The following is a 14,791-nucleotide window of genomic DNA, read 5'->3' on the forward strand; positions in this document are numbered from 1 at the left end:
AAAGACCGGAAAAAGGGCCGACCCCGTCACGGAAGTGACGGGGTCGGCCCTTTTGACGACCGGCGGTCCAGGACTGCCGGGACGGTACGAGGTCAGTCGTTGCCGTTGCCCGGAGCGGGCGTCGTCTTCTGGATCTGGAGCAGGAACTCCGCGTTGGACTGGGTCTTCTTCATCCGGTCCAGGAGCAGCTCGATCGCCTGCTGCTGGTCGAGCGCGTGGAGCACCCGGCGCAGCTTCCAGACAATCGCCAACTCGTCGCTGCCGAGCAGGATTTCTTCCTTACGGGTGCTGGACGCGTCGACGTCCACCGCCGGGAAGATGCGCTTGTCCGAGAGCTTCCGGTCGAGCTTGAGCTCCATGTTGCCGGTGCCCTTGAACTCCTCGAAGATCACCTCGTCCATGCGCGAGCCGGTCTCGACGAGCGCGGTGGCCAGGATGGTCAGCGAGCCGCCGTCCTCGATGTTGCGCGCGGCACCGAAGAATCGCTTCGGCGGGTACAGCGCGGTCGAGTCGACACCACCGGACAGGATGCGGCCGGATGCCGGGGCCGCGAGGTTGTACGCGCGGCCGAGGCGGGTGATCGAGTCCAGCAGGACGACCACGTCGTGACCCAGCTCGACGAGACGCTTGGCGCGCTCGATGGCCAGCTCGGCGACGGTGGTGTGGTCCTCGGCGGGACGGTCGAAGGTCGAGGAGATGACCTCGCCCTTCACCGACCGCTGCATGTCGGTGACCTCTTCCGGACGCTCGTCGACCAGGACGACCATCAGGTGGCACTCGGGGCTGTTGACGGTGATCGCGTTCGCGATCGCCTGCAGGATCATGGTCTTGCCGGTCTTCGGCGGGGCCACGATCAGGCCTCGCTGGCCCTTGCCGATGGGAGCGACCAGGTCGATGATCCGCGTCGTCAGGACGTTGGAGTCGGTCTCCAGACGGAGCCGGTCCTGCGGGTAGAGCGGGGTCAGCTTCTGGAACTCCGGACGGCCGCGGCCGGATTCCGGCGCCATTCCGTTGACGGAGTCGAGGCGGACGAGCGCGTTGAACTTCTCGCGGCGCTCGCCGTCCTTGGGCTGGCGCACCGCGCCGGTGACGTGGTCACCCTTGCGCAGGCCGTTCTTGCGGACCTGGGCGAGCGAGACGTACACGTCGTTCGGGCCCGGCAGGTAGCCGGAGGTCCGGATGAACGCGTAGTTGTCGAGGATGTCCAGGATGCCCGCGACGGGGATCAGGACGTCGTCGTCGGTGACCGGCGGTGCGTCGCTCGCGAAGTCGTCGCGGCCACGACGGCCACGGCGGTCGCGGTAGCGGCCACGACGACCGCGACGGCCACCTGCCTCGTCGTCGTAACCGTCGTCCTGCGGGCCGCCGCCGCCCTGCTGGCTCTGCCCCTGGCGCTGCTGGCGCTGGCCGCCCTGCTGCCCCTGGCCACCGCCCTGCTCGTCGCCCTTGCCACGGCGGTCGCGCTGACGGTCACGGCGGTCGCCGCGCTCACCGCGGTCGCCACGCTCACCGCGCTGACCACGGTCGCCACGGCGGCCCTCGGCGGTGTCCACGGCGGCTTCGGCCTTCGCCTCGGAGCGGTCCTCGCCCTTCGGCTCGGCCTGCGTCTCCGCCTTGGCCTCGACCTTGGGCTCCGCCTTGGTTTCCGGGCTGCCCGCCTGCGCGGTCGCACGGCGCCGACGACGCTCGCCCGCGGGCTGGTCGTCACTGGCCGGCTGGCCGGGGATGTCGATCTGCTGCTGAGCCGTGGCCTTCTCGGCGGGCGCGGCGGCGGGCTCGTCCCCGGTGCGCGACTTGGAGGTGGCGCGCCGCTTGGGCTTGGTCTCGGCGTCGGCGGCAGCGGCCTTGGGCGCAGCAGTGCCGGCCTGCGCCTCCTTGATGACCTCGATCAGCTGGCTCTTGCGCATCCGCGCAGTGCCCTTGATGCCGAGGCCGGACGCGACCTGCTGCAGCTCGGCCAGAACCATGCCATCGAGGCCGGTGCCGGAGCGGCGGCGCCGTGCGGTGGTGCCAGTGGCAGCACCTTCGGCGGGCGCGGCGCTGTCGACGGTCTTGTCGGCAGTCACGCCCATCAGATCGGTGGTGTCGCTCACGAAGGGTCCTTCCCTGGAGCGGACGTCGGCCTTCTGGCTCGGCGACCGGTTGTGCTGTCCGACTGCGGTCTTTTGATCTTGCGGACCGTGCCGGGGCGGTGGTCCGCCGGGTACGGCGGAGAGATGAATGTGCAAGGGTCCGGCGCGAGCATCCCCCTGCTCGGCCCACTCCTGGACAAGCGAGGGGTGTCGTGCCGGTTCCGGAGCGTGCTCAAAACTGCTCAGGCAGGCTGCTCAGGCAGTTGGGGAGGCTCTCGGAAGAAATGGTGGCCCCGGAAAGGGACACGAAGCAACGCGCCACATAGACGTCGGTTGCAGACTTGAGGTTAACACTACCGGCTCCAACAAACATTCCCCCTCTCCCTCACCGGCAATCACTTCTCGCTACGGAGCGAGTGGCAAAACACTCGCACCCGAGGCGTCGAGAGTGAGCCGGTTGGCCGCCCATCCCTCGCCCGCCAGCCGTGCGACCTTGTCGGCCGCACCGTCCTCGGCCAGCGCGAGCACGGTCGGCCCGGCACCGGAGATGACTGCAGGGACGCCGTCGGCGCGCAGTCGGTTCACAAGTTCCACGCTCTCCGGCATCGCCGGGGCGCGATATTCCTGGTGCAGTCGGTCCTCGGTCGCGGCGAGCAGCAGCTCGGGGCGCCGTGTCATGGCCTCGACGAGGAGCGCGGCACGGCCTGCGTTGAACGCGGCGTCGACGTGCGGGACGGTGCGCGGCAGCAGTCCGCGGGCCGTCTCGGTGAGGACCGGCTTGCCGGGGACGAAAACCACCGGAACGATGGAATCAGAGGGATCCATCCTGATCGCCCGTGCGGATCCGCCGTCCATCCACGCAAGCGTGAAGCCGCCGAGCAGGCATGCGGCGACGTTGTCGGGGTGGCCCTCGATCTCGGTGGCGAGCTCCAACAGGGCCGCGTCGTCGAGCCGGGCGTCGCCGCCGGTGGTCACGGCGCGGGCCGCGACGATGCCGGCGCAGATGGCGGCGGAGGACGAGCCGAGGCCGCGCCCGTGCGGGATGCGGTTGGCGCAGACGATCTCCAGGCCGCGGGGCTGTCCGCCGAGCAGGTCGAAGGCGGTTCGCAGGGAGCGCACGAGGAGGTGACTCTCATCGCGGGGCAGGGTGTCGGCACCCTCGCCGGCGATGTCGATGTGCAGGCCGGAGTCGGCGACGCGGACGACGACGTCGTCGTAGAGCCCCAGCGACAGGCCGAGGGCGTCAAAGCCCGGACCCAGGTTGGCGCTGGTAGCAGGGACGCGCACCCGGACGGCGGCGGCTCGGAAGGCGGGACCGGCCATCGCTTCGACGACTCTCCTTGTGAGGCAGCGGGGATGTGTTGCGGTGGGGATTGTGGCGGTGAATCTTTCGTAAGCCTGTGGAGAACCCGATGGCCACGACGGCAGCACCGCGGCAGGTGCGGCGTGGCAGGTTGGGTACAGCTTATCGAAGGAAGGTTCTGTCGCGACATAGGGCGCACAGGAGGCGCACGATGCGTGTCGCACGCCTCCCATGCGCTCTCCGCCCCGAAAAGGGGCGGTTGAGCTGCTGTTGTTCCGGTTACGCGAGGCCCAGCTTCTCCGCGGCGGTGGCCGCGTCGACCGGTACCGTGACCGGCTGCGGGGCGCCTGCGACGGCCCAGTCGGGATCCTTCAGGCCGTTGCCGGTGACCGTGCAGACGATCTTCTGGCCCGGGTCGACCTTGCCCTCTTCGGCGGCCTTGAGCAGACCGGCGACCGACGCGGCCGAGGCGGGCTCGACGAAGACGCCCTCCTGTGAGGCCAACAGCCGGTAGGCGGCCAGGATCTGACGGTCCGTGACCTCGTCGATGAAGCCGCCCGACTCGTCCCGCGCGGCCAGCGCGTACTGCCAGGAGGCCGGGTTGCCGATCCGGATCGCGGTGGCGATGGTCGACGGGTCCTTGACGACCTCGCCGCGGACGATGGGCGCGGAGCCGGAGGCCTGGAAGCCCCACATGCGCGGCTTGTGCGTGGACATCGCGTCCGCCGCGTACTCCGTGTAACCCTTCCAGTACGCGGTGATGTTGCCCGCGTTGCCGACCGGCAGGACGTGGATGTCCGGGGCGTCGCCGAGCGCGTCGACGATCTCGAACGCCGCGGTCTTCTGGCCCTCGATCCGCACCGGGTTGACCGAATTGACCAGCGCCACCGGGTAGTTGTCCGAGAGCGAGCGGGCCAGCGTCAGGCAGTCGTCGAAGTTGCCGTCGACCTGCAGGATCTTGGCGCCGTGGACGAGCGCCTGGCCCATCTTGCCGAGGGCGATCTTGCCCTGCGGCACGAGGACGGCGCAGACCATACCGGCCCGCACCGCGTACGCGGCGGCGGAGGCGGAGGTGTTGCCGGTGGAGGCGCAGATGACCGCCCGTGCGCCCTCCTCCTTGGCCCGGGTGATCGCCATCGTCATTCCGCGGTCCTTGAAGGACCCGGTGGGGTTGGCGCCCTCCACCTTGAGGTGCACCTCGCAGCCCGTACGCTCGGAGAGGACCTGAGCGGGAACGAGCGGCGTACCACCCTCACGAAGCGTGACGACCTGCGTCGTGCTCGTGACCGGGAGACGGTCCCGGTACTCCTCGATGATGCCGCGCCACTGGTGGGTGCCCTTGGTGGTCATGGGTCCTTACTCCCCTTCAACACGCATGATGCTGGCGACACCGCGCACGGTGTCGAGCTTGCGCAGCGCTTCGACGGTCGCCGAGAGGGCGGCGTCGGGCGCGCGGTGGGTGACGACGACGAGGGATGCCTCGCCGCCTCCGCCCGCCCGTCGCCCGCCGCCACCCTGCTCGATGGCGACGTCGTCGCCGCTGCCTGCATTTCGGCCTTGCTGGCGAACCGTATCGATGGATACGCCCTGTTCGGCGAAGACCGTCGCGACCTGGGCGAGTACGCCAGGCTTGTCGGCCACGTCGAGGCTGATGTGGTACCGCGTGACGACCTCGCCCATGGGGCTGACCGGCAGACGCGTGTACGCGGACTCACCGGGACCGGTGGCCTCGCCGAGCTTGTTGCGACAGACCGCGACCAGGTCGCCGACGACCGCGGAGGCGGTCGGCGAGCCACCGGCGCCGGGGCCGTAGAACATCAGCTGCCCGGCGGCCTCGGCCTCGACGAAGACCGCGTTGTACGCCTCGCGGACGGAGGCCAGCGGGTGACTGAGCGGGATCATCGCGGGGTGCACGCGCGCGGTGACGGACTGCCCGTCGGCGGCCCGCTCGCAGATGGCGAGGAGCTTGACGGTGCAGCCCATGCGGCGGGCCGAGGCGATGTCGGCGGCGGTGACCTCGGTGATGCCCTCGCGGTGCACCTCACCGATCTTCACCCGGGTGTGGAAGGCGATCCCGGCAAGGATCGCGGCCTTGGCGGCGGCGTCGAAGCCCTCGACGTCGGCGGTCGGGTCTGCCTCGGCGTACCCGAGGGCGGTGGCCTCGTCGAGCGCCTCGGAGTAGCCCGCGCCGCTGGTGTCCATCTTGTCGAGGATGAAGTTGGTCGTGCCGTTGACGATGCCGAGCACCCGGTTGACCTTGTCGCCGGCGAGGGACTCGCGCAGCGGCCGTACGAGCGGAATGGCACCGGCGACGGCTGCCTCGTAGTAGAGGTCCCGGCCCTGCTGCTCGGCGGCGGCGTGCAGTGCGGCGCCGTCCTCGGCGAGCAGCGCCTTGTTGGCGGAGACGACGCTCGCGCCGTGCTCGAAGGCGGTGGTGATGAGCGTGCGGGCGGGCTCGATGCCGCCGATGACCTCGATGACGACGTCGATGTCGCCCCGTTTGACCAGGGCGGTCGCATCGGTGGTGATGAGTGCGGGGTCGATGCCCTCGCGCACCTTGGAAGGACGGCGGACGGCGACGCCGGCGAGCTCCACGGGCGCGCCGATGCGCGCGGCGAGGTCGTCGGCGTGCGTCGTCATGATGCGCGCCACCTCTGAGCCGACCACTCCACAGCCCAGCAGCGCCACCTTCAGCGGACGCGTACGCATCATCCGACCTCGTTTCTCATACATGCTCATGTGTGGACCAGTCTCACTCACCGGACGGGCGTTTCTGTCACCCGTCCGGATCCTGAGACATCTATTTCATCAGCCGACATCAAGACGCAGGAGATCTTCCTCCGTCTCGCGCCGGACGATCACGCGCCCCTCTCCGTCGCGCACGGCGACGACGGGCGGGCGCAGCGCGTGGTTGTAGTTGCTCGCCATGGAGCGGCAGTAGGCGCCGGTGGCGGGCACCGCGATCAGGTCGCCGGGCGCGAGGTCCGACGGCAGGAACGCGTCCTTGACCACGATGTCGCCGCTCTCGCAGTGCTTGCCGACGACGCGGACGAGCATCGGCTCGGCGTCGGAGCGGCGGGAGACGAGCGCAACGGAGTACTCGGCGTCGTACAGCGCGGTGCGGATGTTGTCCGACATGCCGCCGTCGACACTGACGTACGTACGGAGCCCTTCGAGGTGCTTGAGGGTGCCGACCTCGTACAGCGTGAACGCGGTGGGTCCGACGATGGCGCGCCCCGGCTCGACCGAGATCCGCGGGGTCGCGAGCCCGGCCGCCTCGCACTCGCGGGTCACGATGTCGCTGAGCGCCTTGGCGATCTCGTGCGGCTCGCGCGGGTCGTCGTCGGAGGTGTACGCGATGCCGAGACCCCCGCCGAGGTCGATCTCCGGCAGTTCGATGCCGTGCTCGTCGCGCACCTCGGCGAGGAGCTGGACCACCCGTCGGGCGGAGACCTCGAAGCCGGCCATGTCGAAGATCTGCGAGCCGATGTGCGAGTGGATGCCGATGAGTTCGAGCCCGTCGAGGGCGAGCGCCCGGCGGACCGCCTCGGCGGCCTCTCCCCCGGCCAGCGCGATGCCGAACTTCTGGTCCTCGTGCGCGGTGGCGATGAACTCGTGGGTGTGCGCCTCGACGCCGACGGTCACCCGGATCTGTACGCGCTGCCGCTTGCCGAGCCGCTGCGCGACGTGCGAGACCCGGACGATCTCCTGGAACGAGTCGAGCACGATCCGCCCGACGCCGGCCTCGATGGCGCGCTCGATCTCGGCGACGGTCTTGTTGTTGCCGTGGAAGGCGATGCGTTCGGCGGGCATCCCGGCGCCGAGCGCGGTGGTCAGCTCACCACCGGAACAGACGTCGAGGTTGAGCCCCTCCTCCCGGAGCCAGCGCACCACGGCCCGCGACAGGAAGGCCTTTCCGGCGTAGAAGACGTCGGCGTCCCGCCCGAAGGCGTCGGCCCAGGCGCGGCAGCGGGCGCGGAAGTCGCTCTCGTCGAGGAAGTAGGCGGGCGTCCCGAATTCCTCGGCCAGCCGGGTCACTTCGATCCCGCCGACGGCGACGACGCCGTCGTCGTTGCGGGAGACGGTGCGGGCCCAGACCTTCTCGTCGAGGGCGTTGAGGTCGGCGGGCGGGGCTGCGTAGTGGCCCTCGGTCAGGACGTCGGCGTGACGGGGACCGGCGGGGTGTGCGGATCGGCTCATGGTGTTGCTCTGCTCTTTCAGGTCTCTCAGAGGACTTCGGGTGCGCTGATGCCGAGCAGGGACAGGCCGCCTGCGAGCACCGCCCCGGCAGCTTCGGCAACGGCCAGCCGGGAGCGGTGGGCGGCCGAGGGTTTCTCGTCACCCATGGGCAGCGGCGGGCAGGCGTCGTGGAAGTCGAAGAAGGCGTGCGCAACCTCTTCGAGCTGCCGGGCGAGCCGGTCGGGGGCGCGGTGACGGGCGGCGGCGGCGAGAGCCTGGGGGTAGTCGGCCAGCGTGCGCAGCAGTGCGGGGGCGTCGACGTCGTCGTCGTACGTCCCGGTGAATCCGAGCAGGGCTGCGCCGCGGGTGAGGGCGCAGACCCGGGAGTGGGCGTAACGGACCAGGAAGAGCGGGTTGCCGGCGCCCTGGACGAGCAGCTCCGCACCGAGCGGGGCGTGGTCGTGTCCGGCCGGCCGCAGCAGTCCCCACCGGGTGGCGTCGGGACCGAGCCGCCGCAGCAGCTCCCCCGCGCCGGCGCCGGCGGGAACGGGCCGGATGGCGGTGAGCGGAGCCGGCGGCTTCCCGTGTGCGTCGATGTGAACACCCAGCCGTGCCCAGTCCGGGTCGGGCGTCCCGTCGCAGCCGGTACGCACGAGCGCGCCCTGCGTGCGCGCGATCGCGCGCAGCGTGTGGGTGGTGACCGCCGCCCGGACCTCGCGGGCATGACTGAACTGCAGGATGTCTCCGGCGAGCGTGTCCCCGTGTCCGTACCGGGTCCCTCGCGCCAGCACCTCGCGGACGAGTGCCTCGCGCGCCCGGACATCGGCCGACGCGTCGAGGGTGAAGCTCAGGAACCCTGGCCCGGTGACGTCGACCCGCCCGATCCCGGGTGCACCGGCGACCCGGTCCCGCAGGATCTCGGCCACTTCCCTGGCCGGACGCGCGGCAGGGCCGGCCAACTGCAGCGCGACGGCACAGGCGTAGTCCCCGGTCCCGCCGGGCCTGGTCCTCTCCACCCGCACCCGCGCGGGCACGGGCGCGCGCAGGACGTCCTCGTCGACCGCGCGGCGCACAGCGTGCAGCACGGTCCTGGAGAGATCGGCGGGGGTCACGGGACAAGCGTAGGGGAGGGAGGGGGGCCTTTCGCGACCCGGTTTCGCCATACGGTCAGCCCGCGGCGCTCTCCGCCCTCCCGGCAGGGTGTCTGCCGTCGATCGACGGCGGGGCCTCCCTGTTCGCCAACTGTCGTACGAGCCGCACCAGCTCGCTCGGCTCGAAGGGCTTCGCCAGGAAGGCGTCGACCCCGGCGGCGACACTGTTGTCCACTTCGTACTGCGTACCGGCGCTGATGATCGCGACGGGCAGATGGCTGGTCCGGGGATCGGAACGGAGCCGGGTGGCGGTCTGCAGACCGTCGAGCCGGGGCATGACGACATCAAGAGTGATCACATCCGGACAGACCTGATGCACCAGATCCAGACACTCGACACCGTCGGCCGCGGTCACGACCTCGAAGCCCTCAAGCTCGAGATTGACCCTGATCAACTGCCGGATGACCTTGTTGTCGTCGACAACAAGCACGCGGCCACACGCCCCTGACACACTCCGAGGGTAGGTCGGGCGTAGGGGCTGCGTCCGGGTTTTGCCCATTTCCGGCCCCGGACGGGTGGTCGGCGGGGGCACATGGCCGACACGGCGTCCCGGCGGACGGGCGCGCAAGCGCGCCGGCGACGCGGAGGACGGCGGCGCCGGGGCACGGGGGGCGACGTGCGACGGTGACCGCACGGAAATACCTGTTCACGGACACCCGCCAGAAGCTGGTAGTGTTTCATTCGTCGCCAAGCAAGACGGCGACACGCCCCCGTAGCTCAGGGGATAGAGCATCGGCCTCCGGAGCCGGGTGCGCAGGTTCGAATCCTGCCGGGGGCACTTCGCAGGAAGTGCCGAACAGACCTCGCCATCAGCGAACTCGCTGGGGCGGGGTCTTGGCGTTTCTGCCGACGATCCGCAGCCGGAGGGTCGCGGCTCCACTCGCGGAAGCGGTCCATCCGGGGTCGGACACGCCGCCCCGGATGGACCCCTGCCCCGCATCGCCGTCGATCCCAGGCGGAACCGGTGGAGGACAGAACGCGGTGCCCCGGCAAGGGGCGGATTCGGCCGTTCCGTCGCAGACGCCGGACCTCCGGCAGAACGGCCGGGCCCTGATCAGCCCACCGGCAGCCCCGGCGCCGGGTACGCGTCCATCAGGGTCCTCACCTCTGCGCGCACCTTCTCCACCACGGTCTCGTCACCGGTGCGCGCCGCCACGACCACCCGGTCGATCCACTCCGCGACCGTGCCCATCTCGGAGGCGGGGATCCCGCGGGAGGTCAGGGCGGGGGTGCCGATGCGGATGCCGGACGGATCGAACGGCTTTCGGGGGTCGTACGGGACGGCGTTGTAGTTGACGACGATGCCGGCCCGGTCCAGGGCCTTCGCCGCGATCTTGCCGGGTACGTCCTTGCCGGTGAGGTCGATCAGCAGGAGGTGGTTGTCCGTGCCGCCGGAGACCAGGTCGAAGCCGCGGGAGGCCAACTCCTCTCCCAGGGCGCGGGCGTTGGCCACGACCTGATGGGCGTAGGCGCTGAAGCCGGGGGTCGCGGCCTCCTTGAGGGCCACCGCGATCGCCGCCGTCGTCTGGTTGTGCGGGCCGCCCTGGAGGCCGGGGAAGACGGCGCGGTCGATGGCGCGGGCGTGCTCCGCCCGGCTCAGCAGCATCGCTCCGCGCGGACCACGCAGGGTCTTGTGGGTGGTGGTGGAGACCACGTCGGCGTACGGGGCGGGCGAGGGGTGGGCGCCACCCGCGATCAGGCCCGCGATGTGGGCGATGTCGGCGACCAGGACCGCGCCGGCCTCCTCGGCGATCTCGGCGAAGCCGGCGAAGTCGATCTCCCGGGGCACTGCCGTACCGCCGCAGAAGATCACCTTGGGGCGCTCGGCGAGGGCCAGGTCGCGGACCTCGTCCAGGTCGATACGGCCGGTGTCGCGGCGGACGCCGTACTGCACACCGCGGAACCAGGTGCCGGTCGCGGAGACGCCCCAGCCGTGGGTGAGGTGGCCGCCCATCGGCAGCGACATGCCGAGCACGGTGTCGCCCGGCTGCAGGAAAGCCAGGTACACCGCGAGGTTGGCGGGCGAGCCGGAGTACGGCTGCACATTGGCGTGGTCCATGCCGAAGAGGGATGTGGCCCGTTCGACGGCCACCGTCTCCACCTGGTCGATGATCTGCTGGCCCTCGTAGTACCGCTTGCCGGGGTAGCCCTCGGAGTACTTGTTCTGGAGCACCGTGCCGGAGGCCTCCAGCACGGCTGCGGAGACGTAGTTCTCACTGGGGATCAGGCGCAGGGTGTCGGCCTGGAGCCGCTCCTCCGCGGTGACGAGGGCGGCGAGTTCCGGGTCGGTGGCGGTGAGTGCGGGGCGGCGGTTTTCGGGTGTCGTCACGGGATCCTCCCGGGTCTGGCGCATTGCTGCGGCGTGGACCCGGATGCCCAGGCGGACGGCTCTCCGGCGGTGACGCCTCCGGGCAGGCCCGGAGTGTGCCGCTTCCTCGTGGTCGGTTCCACGGAGCACCCCTGCCGGGATGCGCGCCAGTCGCGGCGCCTCCCAGTCTACCGACGGGGGCGGCCCGGGTGGCTGTCGGATGGGCCGTTCGTGGATGTTCGCCCTGATTGACACCCTTGGTGGCCGCGAGGGCGGTGGAGCGCTCGTACGGGCCGGGGCCGCCCTCGCCGACTCCCCTGCGGTCCGGCGGAGCAGACCCGTCCGCGAGGCAATGGCCGACTTCCGGGGGCGCGCACAGACAACCGGTCAGGGCGGTCGGAGCAGCACCTTCCCGGTTGCGCTCATTTCCGACCTTTCACCTCTAACTCCCCTTCAGTTGCCCCCTCTTGACAGTTTCTTGGCGAATGCATGCCCCTTACGTAAAGGGTTCCTCGCCAGAGTGGCGGCTTACATGTGCACATCATCCGGCACATGCTCCGCACGCGAAGACCCACATCGCAGGGGGTTACATGAGAACCAGTCGCGCCAGGCGTCGCGCCGGTCTGAGCATGGCAGCGACACTGCCGCTGCTCGCCGGTGCACTCGCGCTCGGCATACCGTCCGCCAGCGCGGACTCCGCACCCGCGGGTCGCGACGCTCTGCAGGGCAGCAAGCCGGTCTGGGCCACGGCCAAGGCCGACCAGGGCGCCACCGCCGACAGCGGAAAGGTGAGTGTCCGGGTCCATCTGGCCGGCAGGGACGCGAAGGGGCTGACGGCCTACGCCGCCGCCGTGTCCGACCCGGCGTCACCCTCGTACGGGAAGTACCTGAGCGCCAAGGAGGCGCAGGCCCGGTTCGGGGCGACCCAGCAGCAGATCGACCAGGTGGTCCAGTGGCTGAAGTCGAGCGGTCTGACCGTCACCGGCGCCCATCAGCACTACGTCTCCGCCACCGGTGACGTCGCCGCGGCCGAGAAGGCGTTCAGCACCCAGCTGCGCAACTACCGCAAGGGCAGCCGGACCTACCGCGCCCCGTCCTCCACGGCCTCCGTCCCGGCCGCGCTGAGCGACGCCGTCCTCGCCGTCTCCGGTCTGGACAACGCGCCGCACAGGTCGAGTCACGACGAGACGCTGCCGCCGCCGGACGCGGTGTTCCGCAACTCCGGTCCGTTCTCCTCGTACTTCGGCTCCAGGACGGCCTCGACGCTGCCGAGCGCCTACGGCTCCAGGGTGCCGTACGCGATCAAGGGCTACACCGGCAAGCAGTTGCGTGCCGCTTACGGTGCGGGCAGCTGGACCGGCAAGGGCGTGACCGTCGCGATCACCGACGCGTACGCCTCGCCGACCATCGCGAAGGACGCTGCCGAGTACGCCGCGCGCAACGGCGACGCCCCGTACAGGCGCGGCCAGCTCAGCCAGGTCCTGCCGGACGACTACACGAAGACCGAGGAGTGCGGGGCCTCCGGCTGGTACGGCGAGGAAACCCTCGACGTCGAGGCCGTGCACGCGGTCGCGCCCTCCGCCGACATCGTCTACGTGGGCGGCGCGTCCTGCTACGACGCCGACCTGCTGGACTCGCTCAACAAGATCGTCGACCATCGGCTCGCCGACATCGTCTCCAACTCCTGGGGCGACATCGAGGCCAACGAGACCCCGGACGTCGCGGCCGCGTACGACCAGGTCTTCAAGATGGGCGCGGTCGAGGGCATCGGCTTCTACTTCTCATCCGGTGACGCGGGCGACAACGTCGCATCCACGGGCACGAAGCAGATCGACGTCCCGTCCAACTCCGCCTGGGTGACGTCGGTCGGCGGCACCTCCCTGGCCGTCGGCAAGAACGACACGTACCAGTGGGAGACCGGCTGGGGCACGCTGAAGGCGAACCTCGCCGCCGACGGCAGGAGCTGGACCGGCTTCCCGGGCGCGTACACGTCCGGCGCGGGCGGCGGCACCAGCTCGACCGTGAAGCAGCCGTTCTACCAGCGCGGCGTGGTCCCGGACTCGCTCGCGCAGGCGAACGGGAAGAAGCGGATGCGCACGGCCCCGGACATCGCGGCCGTCGCCGACCCGAACACCGGCTTCCTGGTCGGCCAGACGCAGACACTGCCCGACGGCTCCCTCGGCTACGACGAGTACCGCATCGGCGGTACGTCGCTGGCGGCGCCGGTCATCGCGGGCGTCCAGGCGCTCGCGCAGCAGGCCCAGCACGGCGGCCCGCTCGGTTTCGCCAACCCGGCGATCTACGCCCGGTACGGCTCGACGGCGTACCACGACGTCACCGACCACCCGCTGGGTGCCGACCGTGACCTCGCGGTCGCCCGCGTCGACTTCGCCAACGGCGCCGACGCGGCGGACGGCTTGCTGACGTCGGTGCGCAGCCTCGGCAAGGACGCCTCGCTGAAGGCGGTCAGGGGATACGACGACGTGACGGGTGTCGGGACTCCGGCAGCCGGATACGTGAACTCGTACCGCCGGTACTGAGGCACGGGCTCGATGCGGTGACTGCCCCGGGGCTTCGGCTCCGGGGCAGTCCTGTGCGGCAGCCCCTGCGGACAGGTCGGCAGCGCCATGTCCCCGCGGGCAGTCGCAGTGACTGCCGGCGTCCCGTCAGGCCGAGGCGCGTTTCTTGGGTGTTGCCTTCTTGGCCGTCGTCTTCGCGGTCTTCTTCGTCGCCGTCTTCGCGGTCGACTTCGTGGTCGACCGCGCGGCGGTCTTCTTCGCCGGGGCTCTGCCCGGCGTCGACTTCTTCGCGGTGGTCTTCCGGGGTGTGGCGGTCGCGGAGGCCTTCTTCTTCGCGCCGGTTCCGCCGCTCTTCTTGCGGGCGGCGAGCGACGTCACCTCGGCCACCGGTGCGCTCTCGGACTCCTCTGCCTCTTCCGCCTCCTCGCCGCGGGCCTTCTTCGCCGCCCGGACGCTGTTCTCCAGCGCCGCGATCAGGTCGATGACCTTGCCGCCGCCGGTGTCGCCGGACGCTGCCGGTTCGAGGGCCTCGCCGGAGGCCTTCGAGGCGATCAGCGCCTCGACCGCCTCGCGGTAGTCGTCGTGGAGGGTGTCCATGTCGACCTCGCCGAGAGTGGCCATCAGCGCGTCGGCCAGGTCGAGTTCGGCTTCGCGGACCGTGACGTCGGTCTCCGGGGCCACACCGTCGGTGGCGCGGATCTCGTCGGGCCAGAGCAGACCGTGCATCGCAATCACGTCGTCGACGACGCGCAGCATGCCGAGCCGTTCCCGGCCGCGGAGCGCGTACTTGGCGACGGCCACCTTCTGGCTCCGCTTCAGCGCCTCGCGCAGCAGCGTGTACGGCTTGGCGGCGGGGACTCCGTTGGCGGAGAGGTAGTACGCCGTGTCCATCTGGAGCGGGTCGATCTCGGTGGCGGGCACGAAGGCGACGATCTCGATCGTTTTCGCGGTGGGGAGCGGGAGCGAGCCGAGGTCCTCGTCGGTGATCGGGATGATCGAGCCGTCAGCGTCCTCGTACCCCTTGCCGATCTCGGAGGCTGTCACTTCCTGCTCGTCGATTTCACAGACCTTCCGGTAGCGGATCCGGCCGCCGTCGGCCAGGTGGATCTGGCGGAAGGAGATCGAGTGGCTCTCGGTGGCGTTGACCAGCTTGATGGGGATGCTGACCAGCCCGAAGGAGATCGCGCCGTTCCAGATGGACCTCACCGTTCACCCCTTTGTTCATGGAGATACCGATAGATCACCGTTGATCCCGAATT

At 70.5% G+C, this 14,791-nt stretch carries 10 protein-coding genes and 1 tRNA gene; 2 read left to right on the top strand and 9 right to left on the bottom strand.

Going from position 1 to position 14,791, the window contains the following annotated elements; all coding sequences use genetic code 11:
• Window positions 1-92: 92 nt before the first annotated feature.
• The 7 genes from rho to ACFU8W_RS27665 form a co-directional block, all read right to left on the bottom strand.
• Window positions 93-2,093 carry a transcription termination factor Rho gene (gene rho, locus ACFU8W_RS27635; RefSeq protein WP_384042445.1) on the bottom strand — a complete coding sequence of 667 codons (2,001 nt, stop codon included), beginning with the start codon at window positions 2,091-2,093 and terminating at the stop codon, window positions 93-95.
• 384 nt (window positions 2,094-2,477) lie between these two features.
• On the bottom strand, window positions 2,478-3,395 hold the full coding sequence (thrB, locus tag ACFU8W_RS27640) for a homoserine kinase (protein ID WP_345510317.1): 918 nt from the start codon (window positions 3,393-3,395) through the stop codon (window positions 2,478-2,480).
• Between the two features lie 259 nt (window positions 3,396-3,654).
• Complete coding sequence (gene thrC, locus ACFU8W_RS27645) at window positions 3,655-4,725, bottom strand: threonine synthase (protein WP_384042449.1); 1,071 nt, start codon at window positions 4,723-4,725, stop codon at window positions 3,655-3,657.
• A 6-nt stretch (window positions 4,726-4,731) separates the two neighbouring features.
• Window positions 4,732-6,087: a homoserine dehydrogenase gene (locus ACFU8W_RS27650; RefSeq protein ID WP_384042451.1), complete on the bottom strand. Its 1,356-nt coding sequence runs from the start codon at window positions 6,085-6,087 to the stop codon at window positions 4,732-4,734.
• 96 nt (window positions 6,088-6,183) lie between these two features.
• On the bottom strand, window positions 6,184-7,575 hold the full coding sequence (gene lysA / locus ACFU8W_RS27655) for a diaminopimelate decarboxylase (protein ID WP_384042454.1): 1,392 nt from the start codon (window positions 7,573-7,575) through the stop codon (window positions 6,184-6,186).
• 26 nt (window positions 7,576-7,601) lie between these two features.
• Entirely contained in the window at window positions 7,602-8,666 is a 1,065-nt protein-coding gene (gene nrtL / locus ACFU8W_RS27660) for an ArgS-related anticodon-binding protein NrtL (RefSeq protein ID WP_384042457.1), read from the bottom strand.
• Window positions 8,667-8,721: 55 nt separating this feature from the next.
• Window positions 8,722-9,204 (bottom strand): response regulator, encoded by a 483-nt coding sequence (locus tag ACFU8W_RS27665; RefSeq protein WP_384042460.1) that lies wholly within the window; start codon window positions 9,202-9,204, stop codon window positions 8,722-8,724.
• A 207-nt stretch (window positions 9,205-9,411) separates the two neighbouring features.
• Here ACFU8W_RS27665 and ACFU8W_RS27670 point away from each other — a divergent pair.
• A tRNA-Arg gene (locus ACFU8W_RS27670) sits at window positions 9,412-9,483 on the top strand.
• 276 nt (window positions 9,484-9,759) lie between these two features.
• Here ACFU8W_RS27670 and glyA read toward each other — a convergent pair.
• Window positions 9,760-11,058, bottom strand: a complete 1,299-nt coding sequence (gene glyA / locus ACFU8W_RS27675) for a serine hydroxymethyltransferase (RefSeq protein ID WP_384042463.1) — start codon at window positions 11,056-11,058, stop codon at window positions 9,760-9,762.
• Window positions 11,059-11,603: 545 nt separating this feature from the next.
• On the opposite strand from glyA, the gene ACFU8W_RS27680 reads away from it, so the two are divergent.
• A complete protein-coding gene (locus ACFU8W_RS27680) occupies window positions 11,604-13,553 on the top strand; it encodes a protease pro-enzyme activation domain-containing protein (protein WP_384042467.1) in 1,950 nt (649 codons plus the stop codon).
• 126 nt (window positions 13,554-13,679) lie between these two features.
• Here ACFU8W_RS27680 and ACFU8W_RS27685 read toward each other — a convergent pair whose 3' ends face one another.
• Window positions 13,680-14,738 (bottom strand): Ku protein, encoded by a 1,059-nt coding sequence (locus ACFU8W_RS27685; RefSeq protein WP_384042470.1) that lies wholly within the window; start codon window positions 14,736-14,738, stop codon window positions 13,680-13,682.
• Window positions 14,739-14,791: the final 53 nt, after the last annotated feature.

The sequence above is a fragment of the Streptomyces sp. NPDC057565 genome (assembly GCF_042801455.1).
Classification (GTDB): Bacteria; Actinomycetota; Actinomycetes; order Streptomycetales; family Streptomycetaceae; genus Streptomyces; species Streptomyces yanii.